The sequence below is a fragment of the Streptomyces sp. DG1A-41 genome (assembly GCF_037055355.1).
Classification (GTDB): Bacteria; Actinomycetota; Actinomycetes; order Streptomycetales; family Streptomycetaceae; genus Streptomyces.
The window spans coordinates 6,374,011-6,400,966 of record NZ_CP146350.1 but is presented as its reverse complement, the minus strand read 5'-3'; the positions used below and the strand labels follow the sequence as shown (position 1 = coordinate 6,400,966).

The window sequence follows — 26,956 nt, the reverse complement described above, 5'->3', positions numbered from 1 at the left end:
CCCCCACGCACCCGCGGACAACACTCAACGCATCAACAACCCCGCACCCTCCACCACCTCCTCGGACGGCCCGGCCACAAGCCCCAACTCCGCACTGGAGGCCAAAAGCCGATGTGCGGGCAGAATCCGCACCGTATACCCGAACGGCCCGGTGCGATCCAGGGACAAGGGCCCCTCATAGACCCAGCGCCCGTCCTGGTCGGGGGATCCCACCGGCTTCAACGGAACGACCGCCGCGTCAGCGATACGGTCCTCCTCGTCCACCCGCCCCGAAACGGCCTGTACCTCCACGTCATCAGGCCCGAGGTGCCCGAGCCCCACCCGCACGCGAAGCCCCAGCGTCGTCCCCAACTCCGCCAGCGCCGCAACCGCAGACGTCTCCACATGGTCGACAGTGACGCCCGGCCAGGCCGCCCGCACCCGGCCCTTCCACTCGGCGAGCTCCCGCGCCGCGTCCGGATCCATGGACCGGTGGGCGAGCGCAGCCGGCGTGTAGAGCCGCTCGACGTACTCGCGGACCATCCGCCCGGCCAGCACCTTCGGCCCGAGCAGGCTCAGCGTCTGGCGGACCATCTCGATCCATCGGTCGGGCAGCCCGCTCTGCCCGCGCTCGTAGAAGCGGGGCGTCACCCGCTGCTCCAGCAGGTCGTACAGCGCCGCGGCCTCTATGTCGTCGCGGTGGTCCGGGTCGGTCCCGACACCGTCGGCGGTGGGGATGGCCCAGCCGAAGTCGGGCTGGAACCACTCGTCCCACCAGCCGTCCAGCACGGAGAGATTCAGACAACCGTTGAGCGCCGCCTTCATCCCGGACGTGCCGCAGGCCTCCAGCGGGCGCAGGGGGTTGTTCAGCCAGATGTCGCACCCCGGGTACAGCTTCTGCGCCATCCCCATGCCGTAGTCCGGCAGGAACACGATCCGGTGCCGTACCCGCGGATCGTCCGCGAACCGCACCAGCTCCTGCACCAGCCGCTTCCCGCCGTCGTCCGCGGGATGCGCCTTGCCCGCCACGACGATCTGGACCGGCCGCTCGGGATGCAGCAGCAGATCCATCAGCCGGTCGCGGTCGCGCAGCATCAGCGTCAGGCGCTTGTACGACGGGACGCGCCGCGCGAAGCCGATGGTGAGGACGTCCGGGTCGAGCACGCCGTCGATCCAGCCCAGCTCGGCCGTGCCGGCCCCGCGCTGCCGCCAGGAGGCCCGCAGCCGCTCCCGCACCTCCGTCACGAGCTGCTCGCGCAAGCCCCGCCGCAGCTCCCAGATCTCCTGGTCGGGGATGTCCGCCACCGCGTCCCAGCGGTCCGAGCCGCCGACGGTCAGCGCGTCCTCGGCGCGGTGGACGCCGATCTGCCGGGCGCCGAGCCGGAACACCTCCGGGGCGACCCAGGTGGGCGCGTGCACACCGTTCGTCACGGAGGTGATCGGCACCTCGTCGGCGTCGAAGCCGGGCCACAGGCCGGAAAACATCTCGCGGCTGACGTTGCCGTGCAGCAGGGAGACGCCATTGGCGCGCTGGGCGAGGCGCAGGCCCATCACGGCCATGTTGAACAGGTTGGGCTCGCCGCCGGGGTAGGTCTCCATGCCGAGCCTGAGGACGCGCTCGACGTCGATGCGGGGCAGCTCGGCGTCGGGGCCGAAGTGGCGGGCGACCAGCTCGCGGTCGAAGCGGTCGATGCCGGCCGGGACGGGGGTGTGGGTGGTGAAGACGGTCCCGGCGCGGACCGCCTCCAGCGCCGAGTCGAAGTCCAGGCCCTGGGCGCAGAGCTCGGCGATCCGCTCCAGGCCGAGGAACCCGGCGTGTCCCTCGTTCGTGTGGAACACCTCCGGCTCGGGGTGACCGGTCAGCCGGCAGTACGTGCGCACCGCCCGGACCCCTCCTATGCCGAGCAGCATCTCCTGGAGCAGCCGGTGCTCGCTGCCGCCGCCGTAGAGGCGGTCGGTCACGCCGCGCTCGCCGAGGTCGTTCTCCTCGACGTCCGAGTCCAGCATCAGCAGCGGGACCCGGCCGACCTGCGCCAGCCAGATCCGGGCGTGCAACTGCTTGCCGCCGGGCAGGGCGAGGGCGACCTGGGCGGGGGTGCCGTCGGGCTCCTCCAGGAGGACGACGGGCAGCTCGTTGGGGTCGAGGACGGGGTAGTGCTCCTGCTGCCAGCCGTCCCGGGACAGGGTCTGGCGGAAGTAGCCGTGCCGGTAGAGCAGGCCGACGCCGATCAGCGGGACGCCGAGGTCGCTGGCCGCCTTCAGGTGGTCGCCGGCCAGGATGCCGAGGCCGCCGGAGTACTGGGGCAGGGCGGCCGTGATGCCGAACTCGGGTGAGAAGTAGGCGACGGCGGCGGGGAGTTCGTCGGGCTGGGCCTGGTACCAGCGGTCGCCGGTCATGTAGTCGTTCAGATCGCCCGCGACCGCGGCGAGGCGGCGCAGGAAGCGGCGGTCTCCGGCCAGGTCCGCGAGCCGCGCGGGCGGCACGCTGCCCAGCAGCCGGACCGGGTCGCCGCCCGAGGCGGCCCAGCGCTCCGGGTCGACGGACTGGAACAGGTCACGGGTCTCCGCATGCCACGACCAGCGCAGATTGCGGGCCAGATCGCTGAGCGGCCGGAGGGGTTCGGGGAGAACGGGTCGGACGGTGAATCGACGGATCGCCTTCACGGGTTCCACCTCGGCGCGTTCGCAGGATGACGCAGGGTTCTGACACAGGGCTTCATCGGCGTCACCTACGACAGTACCGGCGTCGGTGCCGCCGCCGGTGAAGCTCCGCCACTCAATCCCCGATCGTCCGGAACCGCTCCGTCCACGGATATGGCCGATTTCGCCCCCATAGGCGTCCTTGTGGCGCTTCGCACACCACGAGAGGCTGCCCCTGGCGTACCGGCCCGCGCCCGCCGCACGCGGTGCCGCGCGGCAGCCGTACGCCGAGTCGAGGAGGGGAACTCGGACCATGGCACGGACGCGCACACGGCGTCTGCGCTGGGCGGGGGGCCTGACGGCGGCGATCTGCGCCGCGGCGTTTTCGGCCATCACCCTGCCCGCGCACGCCGTACCGCAGGGGCGGATACTCGGCGCCGGACAACCCGGCTCCGTGCACGGAAGTTACCTGGTCACACTGAAGGAGGGCACACGGGCTCCGTCGGCGGCCGGAAAGGCCTTGGCCGAGAAGTACGGGGTGAAGATCAGCCACATCTACGGCACCGTCCTGAACGGCTACGCGATCAGGACCGACGCGAGACGGGCCGGGCAACTCGCCGCCGACCCCGGGGTCGCCTCGGTCGTCCAGGACACCCGCGTGCGGCTGGACCACACCCAGCGCGAGCCGCCCGCCTGGGGGCTGGACCGCGTCGACCAGCCGAGTCTGCCGCTGGACCGGAGCTACACCTGGCCCGAGTCGGCGGGCGCCGGGGTGACGGTGTACGTGATCGACACCGGCGTCCGGACCACACACGGGGACTTCGGCGGCCGGGCGGGCCACGGCTGGGACTTCGTGGGGAACGACAAGGTCGCCTCGGACGCCAACGGCCACGGCACGCACGTCGCCGGCACGGTCGCCGGGAAGGCCCACGGCGTCGCCAAGAAGGCCCGCGTCGTCTCCGTACGCGTCCTCGACGCCGCGGGCGGTGGCACCACGGCCCGGGTGATCGCCGGGATCGACTGGGTGACCCGGCACGCGAAGAAGCCCGCGGTCGCCAACCTCAGTCTGGGCGGCCCGCGCAACGACCGGCTGGACGCCGCCGTCCGCGCCTCCATCGCCTCCGGCGTCACGTACACGGTCGCCGCGGGCAACGACGGCAGGCCGGCCTGTACTCGCCGGCGAGCGTCAAGCAGGCGATCACGGTCGGCGCGACCGACTTCAGGGATGCGAAACCGGCCTTCTCCAACCACGGTCCGGCCCTCGATCTCTTCGCCCCGGGCGTGCACATCGTCTCCACGTCCGCCGCGAGCGACGCGGCACGGGCCGCGGCCTCGGGCACCTCGATGGCGGCACCTCACGCCGCGGGCGCGGCCGCGCTGTATCTGGCCGACCACCCGAGGGCGGCTCCGGCCCAGGTCAGCAGGGCCCTGACCGCGGGAGCGGCGACCGGGAAGATCTCCGGCCGGGGTCCCGGCTCGCCGGACAAGTTACTGCGGGTGCCGCACACCTAGGGCGAAGGAGCAGCCACGGGAAGGGCCGGCCTCGTCCGTCGCGGACGAGGCCGGTCTTGTGTGTCGACATACGCGTGAGTAGTTAACAAAGTGCCGGATTGCCCACCCGAATAGGGTGGGAAGGCTCCTCCGGGTACCCCTCTCAGGAGCACCATGCAGGACCCACCTCCCCACAGTCATCCGCCCACCCACGTTGACGCGGACAGGAGCGGTCATGCCCGCCAAGCACCACTCATCACCATCCCCCACCCGCCGCACCGGGGCGCGCGCGCCCGTCGGTGAGTCACACCCCGCGCGCCCGGCCGACGCAGGTCCGCCGGTCCCGCAACCACCCCCCGGGGGCGAGGCGACCGCCGTCGGGCGCATACCCGTTCTCGCTGTCCGCCCGGTCGTCCAGCGCGGACGCCGGCCGGCCAAGGCCGTGACCGGCGAGACCTTCGAGATCTCGGCGACCGTGTTCCGGGAGGGGCACGACGCGGTCGCCGCCAACGTCGTACTGAAGGATCCCGAGGGCCGCCCCGGGCCGTGGACGCCGATGCGCGAACTGGCCCCCGGGACGGACCGGTGGGGCGCCGAGGTCACCGCCGTGGAGCCCGGCCTGTGGACGTTCACCGTGGAGGCGTGGGGCGACCCGGTCAGCACCTGGCGCCATCACGCGCAGATCAAGATCCCGGCGGGCATGGACACGGACGTCGTCCTGGAGGAGGGCGCGCGCCTGTACGAGAGGGCGGCCGCCGGTGTGCCCGAGGAGGGGGGCCGACGGGCCGTGATCCTCGCGGCCGTCGCATCCCTGCGGGACGACAACCGCCCGGCGGCGGCGCGGCTGGCGGCGGCGCTGACGCCGGAGGTGGACGAGGTCCTGGCCCGCCATCCGCTGCGGGAGCTGGTCACCACCTCCGAGCCGCTGCCGCTCCTGGTCGAGCGGGAGCGGGCCCTGTACGGCTCCTGGTACGAGTTCTTCCCCCGCTCCGAGGGCACCCGCCGACAGCCCCACGGCACCTTCCGCACCGCCGCCCGCAGACTGCCGGCGATCGCGGCGATGGGCTTCGACGTGGTCTACCTGCCCCCCATCCACCCCATCGGCACCACCTTCCGCAAAGGCAGGAACAACACCCTCTCCCCCGGGCCCGACGACGTCGGCGTGCCCTGGGCGATCGGCTCCCCCGAGGGCGGCCACGACGCCGTCCACCCCGCCCTGGGCACCCTGGAGGACTTCACCTGGTTCGTCGGACAGGCCCGCGACCTGGGGCTGGAGATCGCCCTGGACTTCGCCTTGCAGTGCTCCCCGGACCACCCCTGGGTGCACAAACACCCCGAGTGGTTCCACCACCGCCCCGACGGCACCATCGCCTACGCGGAGAACCCGCCCAAGAAGTACCAGGACATCTACCCCATCGCCTTCGACGCCGACATGGACGGCCTGATCGCCGAGACCTGCCGGGTGCTGCGGCACTGGATGGACTGCGGCGTGCGGATCTTCCGGGTGGACAACCCCCACACCAAGCCGGTCGTCTTCTGGGAGCGGGTCATCGCGGACATCAACCGCACCGACCCCGATGTGATCTTCCTGGCCGAGGCGTTCACCCGCCCGGCGATGATGCACACCCTCGCCCAGATCGGCTTCCAGCAGTCCTACACGTACTTCACCTGGCGCAACACCAAGCAGGAGCTGACCGAATACCTCACCGAACTCTCCGGTGAGGCCGCCTCCTACATGCGGCCGAACTTCTTCGCCAACACCCCCGACATCCTGCACGCCTACCTCCAGCACGGCGGCCGCCCCGCCTTCGAGGTCCGGGCCGTCCTCGCCGCGACCCTCTCCCCCACCTGGGGCATCTACTCCGGCTACGAGCTGTGCGAGAACACCCCGCTCAGACAGGGCAGCGAGGAGTACCTCGACTCGGAGAAGTACCAGCTCAGGCACCGCGACTGGGAAGCCGCCGAACGCGAGGGACGCACCATCACCCCACTGATCACCAGGCTCAACACCATCCGCCGGGAGAACCCGGCCCTCCAGCAGCTGCGCGATCTCCACTTCCACCACGCGGACCAGGAGGCGGTGATCGCCTACTCGAAGCGGAAGGGTTCGAACACGGTTCTGGTGGTCGCCAACCTCGACCCCCACCACACCCAGGAGGCCACGGTCTCGTTGGACATGCCGCAACTCGGCCTGGACTGGCACGAGTCGGTGCCGGTGCGCGACGAGCTCACCGGCGAGACCTATCACTGGGGCAGGGCCAACTACGTGCGCCTCGAACCGGGCCGTAGGCCCGCGCATGTCTTCTCGGTTCTGCGACCGTCCACCCCGCAGATCGGAGGGTCACCCACAACATGATCGTCAACGAACCCGTTCAGGACACCTTCGAGGACACTCCTGCCAGGGACCGCGACCCGGAATGGTTCAAGCGAGCCGTCTTCTACGAGGTGCTCGTCCGCTCGTTCCAGGACAGCAACGGCGACGGGGTCGGTGACCTGAAGGGACTGACCGCCAAGCTCGACTACCTCCAGTGGCTGGGCGTCGACTGCCTGTGGCTGCCGCCGTTCTTCAAGTCCCCCCTCCGGGACGGCGGCTACGACGTCTCCGACTACACGGCCGTCCTGCCGGAGTTCGGTGACCTGGCCGACTTCGTGGAGTTCGTCGACGCCGCCCACCAGCGCGGCATGCGCGTGATCATCGACTTCGTCATGAACCACACCAGCGACCAGCACCCGTGGTTCCAGGAGTCGCGCAAGGACCCCGACGGCCCCTACGGCGACTACTACGTGTGGGCGGACGACGACAAGCAGTTCCAGGACGCGCGGATCATCTTCGTCGACACCGAGGCCTCCAACTGGACCTACGACCCGGTCCGCAAGCAGTACTACTGGCACCGCTTCTTCTCCCACCAGCCGGACCTCAACTACGAGAACCCGGCCGTGCAGGAGGAGATGATCTCCGCGCTGAAGTTCTGGCTGGACCTGGGCATCGACGGCTTCCGGCTGGACGCGGTGCCGTACCTGTACCAGGAGGAGGGCACCAACTGCGAGAACCTCCCGGCCACGCACGACTTCCTGAAGCGGGTGCGCAAGGAGATCGACGCGCAGTACCCGGACACGGTGCTGCTGGCGGAGGCCAACCAGTGGCCCGAGGACGTCGTCGACTACTTCGGCGACTACCCGAGCGGCGGCGACGAGTGCCACATGGCCTTCCACTTCCCGGTCATGCCGCGCATCTTCATGGCGGTGCGGCGCGAATCCCGCTACCCGGTCTCCGAGATCCTGGCCAAGACCCCGGCCATTCCCTCGGGCTGCCAGTGGGGCATCTTCCTGCGCAACCACGACGAGCTGACCCTCGAGATGGTCACCGACGAAGAGCGCGACTACATGTGGGCCGAGTACGCCAAGGACCCACGGATGCGCGCCAACATCGGCATCCGGCGCCGTCTCGCCCCGCTGCTGGACAACGACCGCAACCAGATCGAGCTGTTCACGGCCCTGCTGCTGTCGCTGCCGGGCTCGCCGATCCTGTACTACGGCGACGAGATCGGCATGGGCGACAACATCTGGCTCGGCGACCGGGACGCGGTGCGCACGCCGATGCAGTGGACGCCGGACCGCAACGCCGGGTTCTCCTCGTGCGATCCGGGACGGTTGTTCCTGCCCACGATCATGGACCCGGTCTACGGCTACCAGGTCACGAACGTCGAGGCGTCCATGGCCTCGCCGTCGTCGCTGCTGCACTGGACCCGCCGCATGATCGAGATCCGCAAGCAGAATCCCGCCTTCGGGCTCGGCTCGTACACCGAACTGCCGTCGACGAACCCGGCGGTGCTGGCGTTCCTGCGGGAGTACGAGGACGACCTGGTGCTGTGCGTGAACAACTTCTCGCGTTTCGCGCAGCCCACGGAGCTGGATCTGAGCGCCTTCGAGGGACGGCACCCGGTGGAGCTGTTCGGCGGGGTCCGTTTCCCGGCGATCGGCGAGCTGCCGTATCTGCTGACACTGGCAGGTCACGGGTTCTACTGGTTCCGGTTGCGCAGGGACACCCTGTGAGGCCTGAGACGCTCTGAGGCGCCCTGATGAGGCCTGAATCGCGGGGCGGGCCGCAAACCCCCGTGGCGGGGCGTTTCTCCCGCCCCGCCCGGGGCACGCATCAGTAACACCCCGCAGCCCACCCGCGTGAGCCGGAGGGGCGCCGCCGGCACCTGCTGAAGGCCCCGGAGGCGCACCAATCATGGGTGAAAGGACGCGACGCCATGTCGGAAGCCGTCACACGCACCGTCACCACCCCGCCCGGCCTTCTTGCCTCCCTCGATCCGCTGCTGCGGGAGTGGCTGCCGCGGCAGCGCTGGTTCGCGGGCAAGGGGCGTCCCGTCACCGGGTTCACGCTGGTCGAGGCCACCGAGCTGCTCCCCGCCACGGGCAAGCTCGGCCTGTATCACCTGCTCGTCCGCGCCCATCAGCCGCTCGTGCCGTCCCATGGCGCGCCCGGCCATCCCGGCGACTGCTACCAGCTGCTGATAGGCGTGCGCGAGGCGCTGCCGCCTCGGCTGGCGCCCGCGCTGATCGGACACCTGTCGACGGGGCCGCTGGCCGGCCGCACGGCCTACGACGCCCTACACGACGCCAGGCCCGCCGAGCTGCTCCTGGAGGCGCTGCGCACCCAGGCCAGGATCGGCGGGCTCCGCTTCGAGCGGGACCTCGACCAGGAGATCCGGTCCGGTCTGGTACCGCGCGTGGTGACCGCGGAGCAGTCCAACTCCTCGATCGTCTACGGAGATACGTTCATCCTGAAGCTGTTGCGCCGGATCGTGCCCGGGGCCAATCCGGACCTGGAGCTGCCGCTGGCGCTGGCCCGCGAGGGCTGCCCCCGGGTGCCCGCGCCGACGGCCTGGATGGTCGCGGACGTCGACCCCACGGCGGACCCGGTGATCTCGGCGGCCCCGGCCGACCTGGCCGGCCAGCCGTATGTGCTGGGGGTGCTCCAGCCGTTCGTGCAGGGCGCCTCCGACGGCTGGGAGCTGGCGCTGCGCGAGCTGGCCAAGGGCGAGGACTTCGGCGCCGAGGCGCGGGCGCTGGGGCGGGCCACCGCCGAGGTGCACACCGCCCTGGCCCGGGCGCTGCCGACGGTCACGCTCGGTCACACGCAGCTCCAGCTCATGGTGGACGGCATGATCGAGCGGCTGGAGGCGGCCGTCCAGGCGGTGCCCGCGCTGCGGCCGTACGCAGGCGGGCTGCGGTCGGCGTTCACGGCGCTGGGCGACCTTGCCGCCGAGGGCCGCACCTGGACCGCGCAGCGCGTGCACGGCGATCTGCACCTCGGGCAGTGCCTGCGCTCGCCGGCAGGCGAGTGGTGGCTGATCGACTTCGAGGGCGAGCCGGCCCGGCCGCTGGCCGAGCGGCGCATGCCGCAGCCGGCGGTGCGGGACGTCGCCGGCATGCTGCGATCCTTCGACTACGCGGCCCGCTCGGCCGATCCGGCCCAGCCGGACTGGGCCGAGACCTGCCGGTCCGCGTACTGCTCCGGGTACGCGGAGGCCTCCGGCCTCGATCCGCGCACCGACCCGGTGCTGCTGCGTGCCTACGAGACGGACAAGGCGATCTACGAGGTGGTGTACGAGGCCCGGCACCGCCCCGACTGGCTGCCGGTGCCCCTGGCCGCCATAGAGCGGCTCGCCTCGTCCGGCCACCTGACCTGACTGACCCACCTGCGCCCTGGAGGCTCCGCCCGTGACCCCCCGCCCTGAGTCCAGCGGTTCCCGTCCCAAGGGGACGGCCGGGGAGAAGATCCCCGAGCAGCCCACGGCCGCCCAGAAGAAGAGTGCCGCGAAGAAGACGGCGGTGCCGAAACAGGCAGCCGCCAAGAAGGCCACGGCCCCCGCGAAGAAGGCCGCCGCCAAGAAGACGCCCGCCGCGCAGTCGCCCGCGACGAAGGCCTCGGCGAAGAAGGCGGCCCCGGCGAAGACGACCGCGAAGAAGGCCGTCGCGAAGAAGGCCGTCGCGAAGAAGGCCGTCGCGAAGAAGGCCGTCGCGAAGAAGACCGTCGCGAAGAAGACGGCTCCTGAGAAGGGGGCTCCTGAGAAGGCGAGCGCGACGAAGGCCGCCGCCGAGAAGACGGCCGCAAAGAAGGCGACGGCCAAGAAGGCGACAGCCAAGAAGGCGGTCGCCAAGAAGGCCCCGACGGCGAAGGCGGCACCCACCAAAACCACCGCCGCCAAGCCTCCCGCCAAGAAGGCACCCGCCAAGAAGGCACCCGCGAAGAAGGCGACTGCCGAAAAGGCCATTGTTGAGCAGGCGACCGCGGGGCAAGCCGCCCCCGCCCAGACCGTCCCGCCGGAGATGGAACTCGCCGTCTCTCCCGCCGTCGGAGCGGCGGACCGGAGCCGGCTGCTCAACGGTACGCATCACGACCCGCACTCCGTGCTCGGCGCACACCCCGTGCCCGGCGGGATCGCGTTCCGGGCGTTCCGGCCGTACGCCCTGTCGGTGACCGTCGTGGCCGGGGAGCGGCGGGCGGAGCTGGAGGACGACGGGGAGGGGTTCTTCTCCGGGCTGCTGCCGCTGCGGGAGGTCCCGGAGTACCGGCTGCTCGTGGAGTACGAGGGGACGGTCCTGGACACCGAGGACGCCTACCGTTTCCTGCCCACGCTGGGCGACCTCGACCTGCACCTGATCGGCGAGGGCCGGCACGAGGAGCTGTGGTCGGCGCTGGGCGCGCACCCGATGACCCACCAGGGCGTGACCGGCACCCGGTTCTCGGTGTGGGCGCCGAACGCACTCGGCGTGCGCGTGGCCGGCACCTTCAACTTCTGGGACGGCACCGGCCACGTCATGCGCTCGCTGGGCTCGTCGGGCGTGTGGGAGCTGTTCCTGCCGGACATCGGCGAGGGCGAGCTGTACAAGTTCGAGATCACCCGTCCCGACGGTTCGAAGACGATGCGCGCCGACCCGCTGGCCCGCCGCACGGAGGTGCCGCCCGCGACCTCGTCGGTCATCACGTCCTCACGGTACGAGTGGGGCGACGCCGAGTGGCTGGACCGGCGTGCGGAGGCCCCGGCACACGAGGCGCCGTTCTCGGTGTACGAGGTGCATCTGCCGTCCTGGCGGCCAGGGCTGACGTACCGTCAACTGGCGGAGCAGCTCCCGGGGTACGTGAAGAACCTGGGCTTCACCCACGTCGAGCTGATGCCGGTCGCGGAGCATCCGTTCGGCGGCTCCTGGGGCTACCAGGTCACCGGGTTCTACGCGCCGACGGCCCGGCTGGGCACGCCCGACGACTTCCGGTACCTGATCGACTCGCTGCACCAAGCGGGCATCGGCGTGCTGATGGACTGGGTGCCCGCCCACTTCCCGCGTGACGACTGGGCGCTGGCCGAGTTCGACGGCCGTCCCCTGTACGAGCACGCGGATCCGCTGCGGGCCGCGCACCCCGACTGGGGCACGCTGGAGTTCGACTACGGGCGCAACGAGGTGCGCAACTTCCTCGTCGCGAACGCCCTGTACTGGTGCGACGAGTTCCACATCGACGGGCTGCGCGTGGACGCGGTGGCGTCGATGCTCTACCTCGACTACTCACGCGAGCCGGGCCAGTGGACGCCCAACGAGTACGGCGGCCGGGAAAACCAGGACGCTGTGGCGTTCCTCCAGGAGATGAACGCGACGCTCTACCGAAGGGTGCCCGGTGTGGTCACGATCGCCGAGGAGTCGACCGCCTGGGACGGCGTCACCCGGGCCACGCACCACAAGGGACCGAGCGGCTTCGGCGGGCTCGGGTTCGGGCTGAAGTGGAACATGGGCTGGATGCACGACTCGCTCCAGTACATGAGCCACGAGCCGGTGTACCGCAAGTACCACCACCACGAGATGACGTTCTCGATGGTGTACGCGTACAGCGAGAACTACGTCCTGCCGATCTCCCACGACGAGGTCGTGCACGGCAAGCGCTCCCTGGTGTCGAAGATGCCGGGCGACTGGTGGCAGCAACGCGCCAACCACCGGGCGTACCTGGGCTTCATGTGGGCCCACCCGGGCAAGCAGCTGCTGTTCATGGGCCAGGAGTTCGCGCAGGGAGCGGAGTGGTCGGAGGCGCACGGCCCCGACTGGTGGCTGCTCGACCCTGGCTACGACGCCGAGGCCGACCACCGGGGCGTGCGCGATCTGGTCCGCGACCTCAACACCGTCTACCGCGCCACCCCGGCGCTGTGGCGCCTGGACACGGACCCGGCGGGCTTCGAGTGGATCGTCGGGGACGCCGCCGACGACAACGTCCTGGCGTTCTTGAGGCTGGACCCGGAGGGCAACCCGCTGCTGTCGGTGTCCAACTTCGCGCCGGTCGTGCGCCAGGACTACCGCCTGGGCGTCCCCGAGGACGTCCCCGCCTGGCACGAGGCCGTCAACACCGACGCCGCCGTCTACGGCGGCAGCGACGTCACCAACCCCGACCCGGTCAAGCCGGAGGCCCAGCCCTGGCACGGCCGCCCGGCGAGCATCCGGCTGACCCTGCCACCGCTGTCGACGGTGTGGCTGCGCCCGGCGTAGGCGGCCTGGGACACCGCTGTGACGGGAGCGGCGGCTTCCGTCACAGCCGGTCGGTCCGCGCGGATCGGAGGGTGGGCGCTACCCCTGGGTCCTGGACATCAGCCTCCTGAGCCCGGTCAGCAGCCCCGTGGCCTGGCGGTCCGGGCCGTGGCCGGTACCGCCCCGGTGCGGCCGTGCGGAGCGGGCGGACCGGCTCAGTTCGTAGCGCACCGGCAGCAGCCGCAGGCCCCGGACCACCGGACCCGTCCGCCACGGCAACTGGTCGGGCGGCAGGGTGAGTTCCAGGGTGGCGACGTGGTCGAGGATCCGGCCCACCGCGTGGGTCACGAGCACACCGGCGAGTTCGCGCGCGGCGGCGGGGCACTGGTGCTGACCGGCGCCCCAGCCCAGGTGTGAGCGGGTCCTGAGGGCCGAGTCGACGAGGTGGGAGGTGCCGATCGCCAGGAGGTCCTGGTGGGCGGCAGCGGCGGACGGTGAGACGGCGTCCCCGGCCCGGATCCAGTAGTTGCCCAGCGGGACGTCCCGCGCGGCGAAGCGGAAGCACATGTTGGCGACCGGCGGGTTGGCGAGGGCGGCCCGGTCGACCGTCTCGCCCGGCCGCCCCGCCGACAGTCCGCGGCGGACGGTGGCGTTGCCCCGGATGACCTCCAGCAGCGTGTTGAGGACCATGTTGCCGGTGATGTCGTTGAGGTAGACCGCGTTCATGAACAGCTCCCGGCCGAGCTGTTCGTCGGACAGGTGCGGGTCGGCCAGCAGCATGTACGAGGTGAGGTCGTCGCCGGGGCGGGCCCGGCGGTGGGCGGCGAGCCGGGTGAAGGCCGCCAGGGCGCGGGCGGTGGCGGGCTCGGCGCCCAGGCCGCCGTCGAGCATCCGCCACAGGTCCATGACCAGTTCGTCGCCCAGCCCCACCGGGCAGCCGAAGAGCCTGGTGGTGACCATGAGCAGCAGCGGCCGGGTGTACTGGGCGCCCAGGTCCGCGAAGCCGGCCGTGCCGGACTCGGCGGCCAGCAGCGCGACGAGGTCGTCCGCGTAGCGGGAGACGGCCGCCCGCAGCTCCCAGCCCTGCGGGCCGTGCGCCTCCTGGAAGGGACGCAGCGCCGCGTGCAGGGTCTGGCGGGCGGCCCGGTGCTCCTCGTCGTCCATGAACATCGTCTGCCGCACCTGGTAGCCGGCCAGCAGGGGCCAGCCGGACGGCAGTTCGCCCTGGGCGCGGGCCCGCCAGTAGCGGATGTCGCGCCGCCACTGGCACTCGTTGCGCAGGACGTCGAGGACCTCGCGGTAGCCGAGCACCAGCCACACGGGCACGCCCATCAGCCCGACCGGTGCCACGGGCCCGTGCAGCCGGCGCAGCCGCCGGTACACCGCGCCGGGGTCGGCGTCGAACTCCGAGGTGAGCAGCGGCTCGACGGGCAGGGATCCGAGGAGCGGGCTGTCGGCCGGCACGGCCGCGGCGGGCTGGGCTTCCATACGGCAACGCTTACCGCACCGGCCGTGCACAGGCAGTGACTACGACACGAACTGTTACCTCTCCTCCACGAAGTGCTCGGCCAGTGCCTTCGGCAGCTCCCCGGTGTGCAGCACGCCGAGCCGCTGGGTGGCGCGGGTCAGGGCGACGTACAGGTCACTGGTGCCGTAGCGGCCGGGCTCGACCACGAGGACGGAGTCGAACTCCAGGCCCTTGGCCTGGCGCGGGTCGAGGAGGACGACCGTCTGGGTGAGGTCGGGTTCGGCGCCCGCCGTCACGCCGTCCAGGCGGGCCGCGAGGCCGCGGTGGAGGTCGCGCGGGGCGATCACCGCGAGCCGCCCCTCGGCCGGGGTGAGTTCCTCGAGCGCCTTGGCCACCGCGCCGGGGAGGTCGTCGGTGGCCCGCACCCAGGGGCGTACGCCCGTGGAGCGGACCGAGCTCGGCGGCTCGAACTCCGGGTGCTCGGCGCGGACCACGGCCGCGGCGACGTCCATGATCTCGGCGGGGGTGCGGTAGTTGACGCCCAGCCGGGTGTGCTCCCAGCGGTCCTCGACGTACGGGGAGAGGATGCCCGACCAGGAGCCGACACCTGCCGCCTCCGCCGTCTGCGCGGGGTCGCCGACGAGGGTCATCGAGCGGGTGGGGCTGCGCCGCATCAGCAGCCGCCACGCCATCGGCGACAGCTCCTGCGCCTCGTCCACGATGATGTGCCCGAACGCCCAGGTGCGGTCGGCGGCGGCGCGCTCCGCGGCACTGCGGTGGTCGTCCTCCTCGTGCCGTTCGGCGAACCGCTCGGCGTCGATGATGTCGTGCGCGGAGAGCACCTCGGAGGACTCGGGGTCGTCCTCCTCCTTGTCCTCGAACTCGTAGGTCCGGGACGCGTACGACACGTCCAGCACGCCCTGTGCGTAGGCGATCTGCCGCTCCCGCTCGCGCTGCGCGCGCTCCCGGGCCAGCCGGTCGTCCTCGCCGAGGAGTTCGGCGGCCTCGTCGAGCAGCGGCACGTCGGCGACGGTCCAGCGCCGGGTGACCGGGCGGCGTACGGCCTCGGCGTCCTCGGCGGGCAGGAACTCCTCGGGCGCGGCGAGGAAGTCGGCGACGAGCCGCTGCGGGGTCAGCAGCGGCCACAGCCGGTCGATGGCCGCCCAGACCTCGGGGTTCTCGGCGAGGTCGTCGCGGATCTGGGTGATGTCGCTGGGGTCGAGCAGGCTGGACCCGTCGAAGGGGTCGGTGCCGATCCGCTCGGCGTACAGCTCGGTGAGGGTGTTGAGGATGTGCCCCTCGAAGTGCTCGCGGGCCGCGTTGTGCGGCAGCTTGGCGGCGCGGGTGCGCTCGCGGGCGACGTTCACCAGACCGTCGTCCAGCATGAGGACTTCGCGTTCGTGCTCGATGGCGATCACCGGATCGGGCAGCGCCTGCCGGCTGCGCACGACCTCGGCGAGGACGTCGGCCATCTCGGCGCGGCCCTTCACGGCGGCGGCCTCGGGCGTGTCGGTGGCGGTCGCCTTCACCCCGGGGAACAGCTCGCCGACGGTCGCGAGGAGCACCCCGGTCTCACCGAGGGAGGGCAGCACCTCGCCGATGTAGCCGAGGAACGCCGGGTTGGGACCGACGATCAGCACCGCCCGCTTGGCGAGCAGTTCCCGGTGCTCGTACAGCAGATACGCGGCGCGGTGCAGGGCGACGGCCGTCTTGCCGGTGCCCGGGCCGCCCTCCACCACGAGCACGCCGCGGTGCGGGGCGCGGATGATGCGGTCCTGGTCGGCCTGGATGGTCTGCACGATGTCGCTCATCCGGCCGGTGCGCGCGGAGTTGAGCGCGGCGAGCAGCACGGCGTCGCCCGACGGGTCCTCGTGACCGGTACGGGTCTGGTCGCCGAGGTCGAGGATCTCGTCGTGCAGGTGGGTGACCCGGCGGCCGTCGGTGGCGATGTGCCGCCGGCGCCTGAGCCCCATCGGGGTGTGGCCGGTGGCCAGGTAGAAGGGGCGGGCGACGTCGGCACGCCAGTCGATCAGGACCGGTGTGCGCTCGGCGTCATCCCTGCGCAGGCCGATGCGGCCGATGTGATGGGTCACGCCCGAGGTGAGGTCGATCCGGCCGAAGCACAGGGAACCGTCCACCGCGTTCAGCGCGGCGAGCAGCCCGGATCGCTCGGCCACGAGGATGTCCCGCTCCAGTCTGGCCTGCATGGGGGTGTTGCCCTGCGCGAGCGCGTCCGTGACGGAGGTCTCGGTGTCGCCGCGCAGCGCGTCCACGCGCGCGTACAACCCGTCGATGAATTCCTGCTCCTGTCGCAATTCATCGTCCGGAAATTCGGTGTTTGACAATTCCGCTCCCGCCCGGATATACTGTGCTCGCTGAACTTGACTGTGACTTCAATCGACTTGAAGTCACGAATAGACAAATATACGCAAGGAAATCCCCCGAGCGCAATTGCTCGGGGGATTTCCTTGTTTCCGGCCCGTTGTCGGGGATGGCGCCTACAGCACGTCGGCGAGTTCCTCCAGCAGCCGCCGCTTGGCCCGCGCGCCCACCATCGCCTTCACGGGCTCGCCACCGCGGAACACCATGAACGTCGGCATGGACAGCACCTTGTATGCGTTCGTGGTCTCCGGGTTGGAGTCCACGTCGAGCTGCACCACCTTCAGCCGGTCGCCCTCCTCGGAAGCGAGGGCCTTCAGCACCGGCCCCATCTGCCGGCAGGGCGGACACCAGTCGGCGGTGAACTCCACCAGCACCGGCAGGTCGGCGCCGATCACCTCCGCCTCGAAGTCCGCGTCCGTCACATCGGTCACCACGTGTGCCCTCCCAGCTCGCATGCAGGCTCCGGACCTCCCGGAACCTCCGCCTCGGCGGCCAGCTCGGCCCGCGCCAGCTGCCGGGCGACCGTCTCCCGCACGCTCGTCAGCTGACCGATCAGGGAGTCGAGTTCGTCCAGCTTGCGCCGGTAGACCGCGAGTGACGCCGGACAGGTGTCGCCCTCGGGATGCCCGGCCCGCAGACACTCCACGAAGGGCCGCGTCTCCTCCAGGCCGAACCCGAAGTTTTGCAAGGTCCGGATCTGCTCCAGCAGTTTGAGATCGCACTCGTCGTACGTCCTGTATCCGTTGCCCTCACGCCGTGCGGGCAGCAGCCCGCGCGATTCGTAGTACCGCAGCGTCCGCGTCGTGGTCCCGGCCCGTGCGGCCAGCTCGCCGATTCGCATACGGTCGAACGTAGTCCTTGACGCCGACGTCAAGGCAACAGCGGTTTCCGCTCCACCGGGGAGGTCAGCACGATCGACGTCGTGGTGCGGCCCAGCGCGGAGATCTCCTCCAGCACCTCCTCCAGGTGGACGGTGTCCCGGACGGCGACCTTGAGGATCCAGCAGTCCTCCCCGACCACGTGGTGCACCTCGGTGATCTCGGGCCGCTCGATCAGCTCCAGGGTCCTGGGGTGCTTGAGGTTGTAGCCGCCGTGCGGGTCGACCCGGATGAACGCCTGGATGCCGTAGCCGAGCCGGGCCGGTACGACGTGAGCGCCGTAGCCGCTGATCACGCCGGCCGCCTCCAGTCGCCGCACCCGCTCGGTGACCGCCGCCGGGCTCAGCCGGACCCGGCGGCCCAGCTCGCTGAGCTTGATCCGGCCGTCGGTCTGCAGCAGCTCGAGGATCTGCCGGTCCAGCGCGTCGAAGACCACCGAGGTTTCGTCGGCGGTGGTGCGCAGATGCCGTGGTTCTTTCGGCACGGCGGCCGGAACTCCCATGGTTCCCCCTTCAGGACGTCGATGTACGCCGGGAGAATCATGGTCATGGAAAAGGCTTTGGAAGTCCTGGTCATCGGCGGGAACCGTTACGTCGGAAAGCGTCTGATCGCGCGGCTGCTCGCCGAAGGGCACCGCGTCACCGTGCTGAACCGCGGTTCGTCCCCGCCGCCCGCCGGAGTGGCGCAGCTGGTTGCCGACCGGGACGACGAGCGGTCGCTGACCGGCGCGCTCGGCTCGCGCGTCTTCGACGCCGTCGTCGACCAGGTCTGCTACACACCCCACCAGGCGGCACTCGCCCGCCGCGTCTTCTCCGGCCGTACCCGCCGCTATGTGCTGACCTCCACGGTCGAGGTGTACGAGTACGAGGACTCCCCCGCCCTCGTGCGCGAGACGGCCGTCGACCCGGCCACGGTCGCCGTCGACCTCGGGCTGCCCTGGGACGACCCGGCGTTCCGGGAGGCCCGCTACGGGGAGGGCAAGCGGCAGGCCGAGGCGGTCCTCGCGGCCGACGGCCCGGCGTTGCCGTACGCGGCGGTGCGGGTGGCCCATGTGCTGGGCGGGGCCGACGACTTCACCGGGCGGCTGGCCCACTACGCCGAGCGGATCCGCATCGGCGAGCCGATCGCCGTGCCCGCCCGGAACCGGCCCGCCACGTACGTGTACGTCGAGGAGATCGCCCGGTTCCTCGCCTGGGCGGCGGGCGAGGACTTCACCGGGCCGGTCAACGCCGCCTCGCACGGGACGCTGACCACCGAGGAGCTGTGCGAGGCGGTGGCCGCGCATCTCCCGGGCGGCCGGGCCGTGTTCGAGCCCGTCGAGGTCGGCGAGGTCTCCCCGTTCTCCTTCCGTCGCTCCTACGGCATGGACAACGCCCGTGCCACCGGGCTCGGCTTCACCTTCACCGACGCCCGGCAGTGGCTGCCGCATGCCGTCGCCGAGACGCTCGGGAAGGACGACTGACATGCGGTACAGGACATTTGGCGGGCTGCGGGTGAGCGCGGTCGGGCTGGGAGCGATGCCGCTGTCCATCGAGGGGCGGCCGGACGAGGAGCGCTCCCTGGCCACCGTGCACGCCGCGCTCGACGCGGGCGTGACCCTCCTCGACACGGCCGACTCCTACCATCTGCCGGGCGCGGAGCCCGGCCACAACGAACGTCTGTTGGCCCGCGCGCTCGCCACGTACGGCGGCGACACCTCCGGCGTGCTGGTGGCGACGAAGGGCGGCCGCGGCCGTCCGGCCGGCGGCGACTGGACGGTGGACGGCTCCCCGAACCACCTCAAGGCTGCCGCCGAGGCCTCCCGCGAGCGCCTCGGTGTGGAGGCGATCGGCCTCTACCAACTCCACAAGCCGGACCCGGAGGTGCCCTTCGAGGAGTCGGTCGGCGCCCTGCGCGAACTGCTCGACGCGGGCACGATCCGGCTCGCCGGGCTGTCCAACACCGACGCGGACCAGATCCGCCGGGCGCGCGAGATCCTCGGCGAGAGGCTGGTGTCGGTGCAGAACCGGTACTCCCCCGCCATCCGGGACAGCGAGCCGGAGCTACGGCTGTGCGCGGAACTGGGGTTGGCCTTCCTGCCGTGGAGTCCGCTGGGCGGGCTGGCCCGCAGCTCCCTGGACGGGCCGTCGCGCACGGAGGGCGGGGAACGCCTGGCCGCCTTCCACGAGGTCGCGGCGGAGCGCGGTGTCAGCCCCCAGCAGGTCGGCCTGGCCTGGCTGCTGGCGCGCTCCCCCGCCGTCGTACCGATCCCGGGGGCGAGCCGGCCGGAGACGGCCAGGGACTCGGCGGCCGCGGCGGACCTGCTGCTCAGCGCGGAGGAACGGGCACGCCTGGACGAGGCAGCCCGGCCCTGAGGCCGGTCACTCGAAGGAGCCGACCAACCCTTCCTCCTCGTCCTCGGCGCCCCGCATCCCGAGAGGCCGCGCGCAGTTGTTCCCGGCGCCGGGCCGATCGACCTCGGCGAGCAGCCGGTCGGCGAACTCCTACTCCCCGGCCGGTACCTCGATCTCCACCTTGTTGCGCCCGTACTCGTCGTGCGGCCCGCGCAACAGCACGGCGAACCGGTCCTCGCCCTCGGTCCCGAGGTAGAAACCGCAGGAGGCACAGGCGAGTTCGGCATCGGGCGAGACCGGCAGCCGGGCGTAGTCGACGGCCCCGACGATGAACCGGTCGTACCGGTCGGCCGCTTCGAGGATGTCGCCGAGGGTCAGGTCACCATGGTGCTGGGCCCCGCGCATGCCGATGAGCTCGAACGACCGTCCCTCCCCCGCGAACCGGCGCTCCAGCGCGAGATGCACGTCGGGCAGGCCGTAGGGGGGATAGGCCACCTTGCCACGGGCCGGTCGCCGGTGCTGGCCCCCCAGATGCTCCCGGAGCCGTCCGGAAGGTCACGAGCACCGTCACGCTCCCGCCGCCCGGGCCGGGCCACCGTCATCAGGGACTCCTGGAACAGCTCACCGACCTGCTCCATGGACAACGGAGACGCTTCCCGCTCGGCCCCGTACCGAGCCCGGTTCTCGTTCGAACTCGGGATCTCGACCTCGTCGGCTTCCCCCATGCGTCCCTCCGTACATCAGGCCTCTCCTCGGGGGCGCGGAGCTAACCGACGGACTCCAGCTCCCTGTCCTCGGCGCCTTCGTCCACGGGCTTCCCCTTACGCGGCAGCAACACGGCCACGACCACCGTACCGACACCCAGGATCACGGCCCCCGCCAGACTGGTGTACGCGACCGCGTCCGCGAAGGACGCCCCCACCGCATCGGCCATCTGCCGGGCCCCGGCGGCCAGTTGCCCGGCCTGCGCCTTGAGCCGCTCCGCCTGCTGCGGGTCACTGGTGTGCGCCGCCCGCTCGGCCAGCTGCCGCGCCTTGTCCCCGAGCCCCTGGGCGACCGCATACCCGGCCCCCACCGAGTCCAGGGCCGTCTCCAGAGAGGAGGCCGGAAGCCCCCGGCCGGCCGTCGCGTCCGAGAGGTGCCCGGAGTACGACGTGGCCAGCAGCGAGCCGAGAATGGCGATGCCGAGTGAACCGCCGAGTTCCAGCGACGTGTCGTTGACCGCACCGCCGACGCCCAGCTCGGACTCCGGGAACGCCCCCATGATCGCGTCCGTGCAGGGTGACAGCGCGAGCCCGATCGCGAGGCCGAGCACGATCAGGGGCGCGACGAAGTCGCCGTACGACGACCCGGAGTCGACCTGGGTGAGCAGCGCCAGGGCCGCGGTGCCGCCGGCCATGCCGGCCGTGACGGTCCACTTCATGCCGACCCGCGGGGTGAGGTAGCCGGTGAGGGCGGAGCCCACGAAGACGGCACCGGCCAGCGGCAGCATGCGCAGGCCCGTGTCCAGGGCGTCGTAGCCGAGGACGAACTGGAGGTGCTGGGTCAGGTAGTAGAAGGCGCCGAAGACGGCCAGGAAGAACAGGGCGACGGCGAGGTTGGAGCCCGCGAAGCGGCGGTCGGCGAAGCGGCGCACGTCGAGGACCGGACGCGGGTGGCGCAGCTCCCAGAGCACGAAGGCCACGAGCGCGACGCCCGCGACGCCCGCCGCCGTGACCGCCTTGGCGCCCCAGCCGAAGTGCGGACCCTCGATGATCATGTAGACGAGCGCGCCGATCCACACCACCGACAGCAGTCCGCCGCCGTAGTCGATACGCCCGTGGCGGCCGGCCTTGGACGGCGGTACGAGCACGAGCGCGCCGACGACGGCCAGGGCGGCGATGGGGACGTTGATGAGGAACGTCGACGACCAGCCGTGGTGCTCCAGCAGCGCCCCGGCGACCAGCGGACCGGCCGCGATGGCGAGCCCGGCGGTGGCGGTCCACAGGGTGATGGCCTTGGCGCGTTCGGCGCGCGGGAAGGTCGCCGCGAGCAGGGACAGCGTGGCGGGCATGATCATCGCGGCGCCGGCGCCCATCACGGCACGCGCCGCGATCACCGCCGTGGCGCTGTCGGCGAGGTAGCCGAAGACGGCACCGCCGCCGAACACGACCAGCCCGAGGACGAGCGCACCCCGGCGGCTGTACTTGTCGCCGATCGCGCCGAGCAGCAGCATCAGCGCGGCGTACGGGACGGTGTAGCCGTCGATGACCCACTGGAGGTCGGCGCTGGACAGGCCCAGGTCCTCGGTCATGTCGGGCGCGGCGACGGTGAGGGCGGTGTTCGCCATCACGATGATCAGCAGACTCAGGCAGAGCACGAGGAGCGCCCACCAGCGCCGGGCGTAGGGGCGGTCCATCCTCTCGGCCGGTTCGGTCATGACGAGTCGCATGGCAGGGGTCGCCTTCCTCACTGACTTGCACAGGGGTGTGCATTTGCACAACGATGTGCAATGTACGCCGTTGCACACTGCTGTGCAAGTCGATGGAGGAAGGGCACAATGGCGTCCATGACCACGGGCACCACCAGCCGCGCCGACGCCAACCGGCGCCGCATCCTCGACGTCGCCCTCGGCGAGCTGCTGCGCGACCCCGACGCGTCCATGGACCAGATCGCACGCGCCGCGGGCGTCGTACGGCGGACGGTGTACGGGCACTTCCCGAGCCGCGAGGCGCTGATCAGCACGCTCGTCGACGAGGCGGTCAAGGCCCTGTCGATCGCGCACGCGGCGGGCCGCGAGGGGGTGGAGGATCCGGCGGAGTCGGTGGCCCGCTCGGTGCTGGCGGTGTGGGAGCTCGCCGACCGCTACCGGCTGCTGATCGCGCTCGCCCAGCGCACGGTCACCATGCAGGGCATCCGGGAGCGGCTCGCCCCGGTCCGGGAGGCCGCCACCGAGGTGCTCCGGCGGGGTTTCGACGAGGGCGTCTTCAGCTCACCGCTGCCCGCGCCGGCCCTGGCGTACGTGCACGAGCAGATGCTGGTCGCGCTGATGGAGGCGGTGAACGACGGGCTCGTGAAAGCGCGAGAGGCGGGCCGCTGCGCCGCGGTCACGGTGCTGACCGCGGCGGGCGTGCCCGCCTCTGAGGCCACCGAGCTGGTGGCGAAGCTGAATGATTGATCCGCGAACGTAAGGACCGGGCGGCTGAGCGACGGGGGGACACCCAGCCGCCCGGAGTCTCGCGGGGCGCGGCGCGGCCGTCAGGCCTTCGCCAGCTCCTTCTCACCGCCCCGCTCGGGCACCTCGGCGTGATGCTCGGCCGGACCGCCGTGGCCGTCGTCCAGCAGCGTCTTCTCGTCGAAGGGCAGCTGACCGGCGAGGACCTGGTTGACACGCTCCTTGTCGATCTCCTTCGTCCAGGTGCCGATCAGCACGGTGGCCACGGCGTTTCCGGCGAAGTTGGTCAGGGCGCGGGCCTCGCTCATGAAGCGGTCGATGCCGACGATCAGGCCGATGCCGTCCACCAGGGCCGGCTTGTGCGACTGCAGACCACCGGCCAGGGTCGCGAGACCGGCGCCGGTGACACCGGCGGCGCCCTTGGAGGCGACCAGCAGGAAGAGCAGCAGCGGGATCTGCTCACCGACGGACATCGGGGTGCCCAGGGCGTCGGCGATGAACAGCGAGGCCATGGTCATGTAGATCATGGTGCCGTCGAGGTTGAAGGAGTAGCCGGTCGGGACGGTGATGCCGACCACCGGCTTGCTGACGCCCAGGTGCTCCATCTTCGCGATGAGCCGCGGCAGCGCCGACTCGGAGGAGGAGGTGGACAGGATCAGCAGGAACTCACGGCCGAGGTACTTGAAGAGGGTGAAGATGTTCAGTCCGGCGACGACGCGCACCAGGATGCCGAGCACGATGAAGACGAACAGGAAGCAGGTGACGTAGAAGCCGAGCATCAGCACGGCGAGGCTCTTGAGCGCGTCCAGGCCCGCGGAGCCGGTGACGGCGGCGATGGCGCCGAAGGCACCGATCGGGGCGGCCCACATCACCATCGCGAGGATGCGGAACACGAGCCGCTGGATGTGCTCGATACCGCGCAGGATCGGCTGGCCGGCCGAGCCCATGCCCTGGAGCGCGAAGCCGGCGAGCAGGGCGATCAGCAGGGTCTGCAGGACCGACTCGTTGGTGAAGGCCGACACGATCGTGGTCGGGATGATGCCGAGCAGGAACTCCGTGGTGTCCTTGGCCTCGGCGTCGACCTGTGCGTGACCGGCGTCCTTGACCGCATCGGTCACCGCCAGGCCCGTGCCCGGCTCCAGGATGTTGCCGACGACCAGGCCGATGCCCAGCGCCACCACCGACATCACCATGAAGTAGCCCAGGGCGATTCCGCCGACGGCACCGACCTTGGCGGCCTTCCGCACCGAGCCGATGCCCAGCACGATCGTGCAGAAGATGATCGGCGAGATCATCATCTTGATCAGGGCCACGAAGCCGGTCCCGATGGGCTTCAGCCCGACAGCGAAGTCGGGTGCGGCCAGACCCACCGTGATACCGGCGGCGACCGCGATGATCACCGCGATGTAGAGATAGTGCGTGCGGTCCCGCTTGGCCTTGGGTGCGGCAGGTGCCGTATCGGCTGCGCTGGTCACGGCGGCCCTCCTTGACGACGTCGTCGGCATCACCGGCGTGCGGCTCACGTCCGGGGGAAAGGGAGCGGGGCTCCCTGAGATGCGTTATGGGGAATGCCGTGACTATGTCCTTCTCTGTGAGCGCGGTCACCCTTCCGTTCATTTAGTTCACAATCAGCCACGAGGCAGACTGACGACATGCGCTTCTCCGTCCCCGGTCCCCGCAGTCTGGCGGGCCAGCTCTTCGCCATGCAGGCCGTACTGATAGCGGTCGTCGTGGCCGGATATGCGCTGTTCACCTACGTCAGCGACCGCAGCCAGGCCGAGGAGGCCGCGACGCGCCAGGCCAGGGCGGTGGCGCGATCCGTCGCCGACTCCCCGTCCGTGCTGGCGGCGGCCCGCACCTCCGACCCGACCGCCGAGCTCCAGCCGTACGCGCTGAAGGTCATGCGGGACACCGAGGTCGACTTCATAACGATCATGGATCCCCGGGGCATCCGCTGGACGCACCCCGACCCGGACCAGATCGGCCAGCCCTTCCGGGGCCACACCGCGAAGGCCCTGAAGGGCCAGACCTTCACCGAGACATACACCGGCACGCTCGGCCCCTCGGTCCGCGCGGTCACCCCCATCCAGGACGGCAAGGAGATCGTGGGCCTGGTCAGCGCGGGTATCCGGGTCGAGGAGATCACCCAGCGGGTGCAGGACCAGCTGACGGCCCTGCTCGGCGTCGCGGCCGGAGCGCTCGCCCTGGGCGCCGTCGGCACCTACGTCATCAACGCCCGGCTGCGCCGCCACACCCACGGCATGAACGCCTCCGAGCTGAGCCGGATGCACGACTACCACCAGGCCGCCCTGCACGCGGTACGCGAGGGGCTGCTGATGCTGGACGGGCAGTACCGTGTGGCGCTGATCAACGACGGAGGGCGGGAGTTGCTCGGCGTGGCCGGGGACGTGGTGGGCAGGTCGGTGGCGGAGCTGGGGCTGCCCGCCCCGCTGACCGGCGCGCTGCTGGCCTCGGGGCCGCGGGTGGACGAGGTGCACCTGACGGCGTCGCGAGTACTGGTGATCAACACCTCGCCGGTGTCGGGCGGCGAGCGGCGCGGTACGGTCGTCACTCTGCGCGACGTCACCGAACTCCAGTCACTCATGGGCGAGTTGGACTCCGAGCGGGGTTTCACTCAGGCGCTGCGCTCGCAGGCGCACGAGGCGGCGAACCGGCTGCACACGGTCGTCTCGCTGATCGAGCTGGGCCGGGCGGAGGAAGCGGTGGAGTTCGCGACGGCCGAGCTGGAGCTGGCGCAGGCGTTGACCGACCAGGTCGTGGCGGCGGTGAGCGAGCCGGTGCTGGCGGCACTGCTGCTGGGCAAGACGGCCCAGGCGAACGAGCGGGGCGTGGAGCTGATGGTGTCGGAGGACAGCTGCCTCGACGACGGTCTGCTGCCGCAGTCCCTGCCGGCGCGGGACCTGGTGACCATCCTGGGCAACCTGATCGACAACGCCGTGGACGCGGCGCAGGGCAGCGTGCGGGCGCGGGTGACGGTGGCGGCGTACACCCAGGACATCCAGGACCCCGAGGCTCTCGACGGCGCCCCGGAACTGCTGCTGCAGGTCTCGGACACCGGCCCGGGCGTGAATCCGGAGCACGCCGAGGCCGTCTTCCAGCGGGGCTTCTCGACCAAGCCGGCCGGGCCGGGCGGCCGGGGGCTGGGACTGGCCCTGGTGCGGCAGGCGGTACAGCGGCACGACGGGACGCTGTCGGTGTCGGAGGCCGCCGGGGGCGGGGCACAGTTCGAGGTCCGGCTGCCGTTGCGGGAGTCGGGGGCGGTGGCCGAGGGCGTGACATCCAGGACCTCGGTGTCCAGAGGCGCTGGAGGCAACGCATGACGAGCGACACCACCCCCGAGAGGGCCATCCGCGTCCTGGTCGTCGAGGACGACCCGGTCGCCGCCGACGCGCACGTGCTGTATGTCGGCCGGGTCCCGGGCTTCGTCGCCGTGGGCAAGGCGCACACGGGCGTGGAGGCGCGCCGGGCCCTGGAGCGCACTCCCGTCGACCTGCTCCTGCTCGACCTGCACCTGCCGGACGTGCACGGACTGCAACTGGCGCGGTCCCTGAGGGCGGCCGGACACCACGCGGACGTGATCGCGGTGACGTCGGCGCGCGATCTGGCGGTCGTGCGCGAGGGCGTCTCCCTCGGCGTCGTGCAGTACGTCCTGAAGCCGTTCACCTTCGCGACCCTGCGGGACCGCCTCGTGCGGTACGCGGAGTTCCATGCCGCGGTCGGCGAGGCGAGCGGCCAGGACGAGGTGGACCGGGCGCTGGCGGCCCTGCGCGCCCCGGGCCCGGCCGCCCTGCCGAAGGGGCTGAGCGCACCGACGCTGGAGCGGGTGACGGTGGCCCTGCGCGACAGCGCGGAGGGTCTCACGGCCGCCGGTGTGGCGGAGACCGTGGGCATCTCCCGCATCACGGCCCGCCGTTACCTGGAACACCTGGTGGACGCGGGCCGCGCGGCCCGCCGCCCGCAGTACGGCACGGTGGGCCGGCCGGAGTTGCAGTACCGCTGGGTCACCGGCCAGTGACGGGTCGTCAGCCAAGGCCGGCCACCACCGACCCGGCGCACACGCATTGACCTGACTAGACCACTCGACTTAGGTTCA

At 71.4% G+C, this 26,956-nt stretch carries 18 protein-coding genes and 1 pseudogene; 10 read left to right on the top strand and 9 right to left on the bottom strand.

Translation table 11 applies throughout. The features are described 5' to 3' along the window. Positions 1–24: 24 nt before the first annotated feature. On the bottom strand, positions 25–2,643 hold the full coding sequence (locus tag V8690_RS30040) for a glycosyltransferase family 1 protein (RefSeq protein WP_338783247.1): 2,619 nt from the start codon (positions 2,641–2,643) through the stop codon (positions 25–27). Between the two features lie 289 nt (positions 2,644–2,932). Between V8690_RS30040 and V8690_RS30035 the strand changes: the two are divergent. The 5 genes and pseudogenes from V8690_RS30035 to glgB all read left to right on the top strand — a co-directional run bounded on the left by V8690_RS30035 (position 2,933) and on the right by glgB (position 12,648). Beyond that, positions 2,933–4,131, top strand: a pseudogene (locus V8690_RS30035) (S8 family peptidase). Between the two features lie 214 nt (positions 4,132–4,345). After that, on the top strand, positions 4,346–6,466 hold the full coding sequence (locus V8690_RS30030) for an alpha-1,4-glucan--maltose-1-phosphate maltosyltransferase (protein WP_338783246.1): 2,121 nt from the start codon (positions 4,346–4,348) through the stop codon (positions 6,464–6,466). Beyond that, on the top strand, positions 6,463–8,163 hold the full coding sequence (gene treS, locus V8690_RS30025; protein WP_338783245.1) for a maltose alpha-D-glucosyltransferase: 1,701 nt from the start codon (positions 6,463–6,465) through the stop codon (positions 8,161–8,163). Before V8690_RS30030 ends, treS begins: the two co-directional genes overlap by 4 nt. 203 nt (positions 8,164–8,366) lie before the next feature. Continuing rightward, entirely contained in the window at positions 8,367–9,809 is a 1,443-nt protein-coding gene (locus V8690_RS30020; protein WP_338783244.1) for a maltokinase, read from the top strand. 31 nt (positions 9,810–9,840) lie between these two features. Continuing rightward, entirely contained in the window at positions 9,841–12,648 is a 2,808-nt protein-coding gene (gene glgB, locus V8690_RS30015) for a 1,4-alpha-glucan branching enzyme (protein WP_338783243.1), read from the top strand. Positions 12,649–12,726: 78 nt separating this feature from the next. Here glgB and V8690_RS30010 read toward each other — a convergent pair whose 3' ends face one another. From V8690_RS30010 to V8690_RS29990, 5 genes are all read right to left on the bottom strand, one after another. Further along, positions 12,727–14,115 carry a cytochrome gene (locus tag V8690_RS30010; protein WP_338783242.1) on the bottom strand — a complete coding sequence of 463 codons (1,389 nt, stop codon included), beginning with the start codon at positions 14,113–14,115 and terminating at the stop codon, positions 12,727–12,729. 54 nt (positions 14,116–14,169) lie between these two features. Then, on the bottom strand, positions 14,170–16,458 hold the full coding sequence (locus V8690_RS30005; RefSeq protein WP_338785508.1) for an ATP-dependent DNA helicase: 2,289 nt from the start codon (positions 16,456–16,458) through the stop codon (positions 14,170–14,172). A gap of 135 nt (positions 16,459–16,593) precedes the next feature. Next, complete coding sequence (locus V8690_RS30000; RefSeq protein WP_338783241.1) at positions 16,594–16,932, bottom strand: thioredoxin domain-containing protein; 339 nt, start codon at positions 16,930–16,932, stop codon at positions 16,594–16,596. After that, positions 16,905–17,318 carry a MerR family transcriptional regulator gene (locus V8690_RS29995; protein ID WP_338783240.1) on the bottom strand — a complete coding sequence of 138 codons (414 nt, stop codon included), beginning with the start codon at positions 17,316–17,318 and terminating at the stop codon, positions 16,905–16,907. Before V8690_RS29995 ends, V8690_RS30000 begins: the two co-directional genes overlap by 28 nt. A 29-nt stretch (positions 17,319–17,347) precedes the next feature. Further along, positions 17,348–17,857, bottom strand: coding sequence for an Lrp/AsnC family transcriptional regulator (locus tag V8690_RS29990; protein ID WP_338783239.1), 510 nt, complete (start codon positions 17,855–17,857; stop codon positions 17,348–17,350). Positions 17,858–17,902: 45 nt separating this feature from the next. Here V8690_RS29990 and V8690_RS29985 point away from each other — a divergent pair, with 45 nt between their 5' ends. Together V8690_RS29985 and V8690_RS29980 are read left to right on the top strand one after the other, a co-directional pair. Continuing rightward, complete coding sequence (locus V8690_RS29985; RefSeq protein WP_338783238.1) at positions 17,903–18,817, top strand: NAD-dependent epimerase/dehydratase family protein; 915 nt, start codon at positions 17,903–17,905, stop codon at positions 18,815–18,817. 1 nt (position 18,818) lies between these two features. Continuing rightward, positions 18,819–19,709, top strand: coding sequence for an aldo/keto reductase (locus tag V8690_RS29980; protein ID WP_338783237.1), 891 nt, complete (start codon positions 18,819–18,821; stop codon positions 19,707–19,709). Positions 19,710–19,838: 129 nt separating this feature from the next. Here the strand turns inward: V8690_RS29980 and V8690_RS29975 are convergent, their stop codons facing one another. Together V8690_RS29975 and V8690_RS29970 are read right to left on the bottom strand one after the other, a co-directional pair. Beyond that, positions 19,839–20,183, bottom strand: a complete 345-nt coding sequence (locus V8690_RS29975; protein ID WP_338783236.1) for a hypothetical protein — start codon at positions 20,181–20,183, stop codon at positions 19,839–19,841. Between the two features lie 271 nt (positions 20,184–20,454). After that, positions 20,455–22,119, bottom strand: a complete 1,665-nt coding sequence (locus tag V8690_RS29970; protein ID WP_338783235.1) for a DHA2 family efflux MFS transporter permease subunit — start codon at positions 22,117–22,119, stop codon at positions 20,455–20,457. 108 nt (positions 22,120–22,227) lie between these two features. Between V8690_RS29970 and V8690_RS29965 the strand changes: the two genes are divergently transcribed. Further along, positions 22,228–22,845: a TetR/AcrR family transcriptional regulator gene (locus tag V8690_RS29965; RefSeq protein ID WP_338783234.1), complete on the top strand. Its 618-nt coding sequence runs from the start codon at positions 22,228–22,230 to the stop codon at positions 22,843–22,845. An 80-nt stretch (positions 22,846–22,925) separates the two neighbouring features. On the opposite strand, the gene V8690_RS29960 is transcribed toward V8690_RS29965, so the two are convergent. Continuing rightward, positions 22,926–24,317 carry a cation:dicarboxylase symporter family transporter gene (locus V8690_RS29960; RefSeq protein ID WP_338783233.1) on the bottom strand — a complete coding sequence of 464 codons (1,392 nt, stop codon included), beginning with the start codon at positions 24,315–24,317 and terminating at the stop codon, positions 22,926–22,928. A gap of 177 nt (positions 24,318–24,494) precedes the next feature. On the opposite strand from V8690_RS29960, the gene V8690_RS29955 reads away from it, so the two are divergent. Continuing rightward, the gene (locus V8690_RS29955; RefSeq protein ID WP_338783232.1) at positions 24,495–26,183 is read left to right on the top strand and encodes a sensor histidine kinase; all 1,689 of its coding nucleotides are present in this window, start codon (positions 24,495–24,497) and stop codon (positions 26,181–26,183) included. Next, a complete protein-coding gene (locus V8690_RS29950) occupies positions 26,180–26,878 on the top strand; it encodes a response regulator (protein ID WP_338783231.1) in 699 nt (232 codons plus the stop codon). The genes V8690_RS29955 and V8690_RS29950 overlap by 4 nt, the downstream gene beginning before the upstream one ends. Positions 26,879–26,956: the final 78 nt, after the last annotated feature.

Excerpts from the sequence above, each read along its gene's own strand:
- V8690_RS30030 (WP_338783246.1), top strand. The coding sequence starts at position 4,346 with ATGCCCGCCAAGCACCACTCATCACCATCCCCCACCCGCCGCACCGGG.
- treS (WP_338783245.1), top strand. The coding sequence starts at position 6,463 with ATGATCGTCAACGAACCCGTTCAGGACACCTTCGAGGACACTCCTGCC.
- V8690_RS30010 (WP_338783242.1), bottom strand. The coding sequence starts at position 14,115 with ATGGAAGCCCAGCCCGCCGCGGCCGTGCCGGCCGACAGCCCGCTCCTC.
- V8690_RS29970 (WP_338783235.1), bottom strand. The coding sequence starts at position 22,119 with ATGCGACTCGTCATGACCGAACCGGCCGAGAGGATGGACCGCCCCTAC.
- V8690_RS29950 (WP_338783231.1), top strand. The coding sequence starts at position 26,180 with ATGACGAGCGACACCACCCCCGAGAGGGCCATCCGCGTCCTGGTCGTC.
- V8690_RS30000 (WP_338783241.1), bottom strand. The coding sequence starts at position 16,932 with ATGCGAGCTGGGAGGGCACACGTGGTGACCGATGTGACGGACGCGGAC.
- V8690_RS29995 (WP_338783240.1), bottom strand. The coding sequence starts at position 17,318 with ATGCGAATCGGCGAGCTGGCCGCACGGGCCGGGACCACGACGCGGACG.
- V8690_RS29985 (WP_338783238.1), top strand. The coding sequence starts at position 17,903 with ATGGAAAAGGCTTTGGAAGTCCTGGTCATCGGCGGGAACCGTTACGTC.
- V8690_RS29965 (WP_338783234.1), top strand. The coding sequence starts at position 22,228 with ATGGCGTCCATGACCACGGGCACCACCAGCCGCGCCGACGCCAACCGG.
- V8690_RS29955 (WP_338783232.1), top strand. The coding sequence starts at position 24,495 with ATGCGCTTCTCCGTCCCCGGTCCCCGCAGTCTGGCGGGCCAGCTCTTC.
- V8690_RS30020 (WP_338783244.1), top strand. The coding sequence starts at position 8,367 with ATGTCGGAAGCCGTCACACGCACCGTCACCACCCCGCCCGGCCTTCTT.
- V8690_RS29980 (WP_338783237.1), top strand. The coding sequence starts at position 18,819 with ATGCGGTACAGGACATTTGGCGGGCTGCGGGTGAGCGCGGTCGGGCTG.
- V8690_RS29990 (WP_338783239.1), bottom strand. The coding sequence starts at position 17,857 with ATGGGAGTTCCGGCCGCCGTGCCGAAAGAACCACGGCATCTGCGCACC.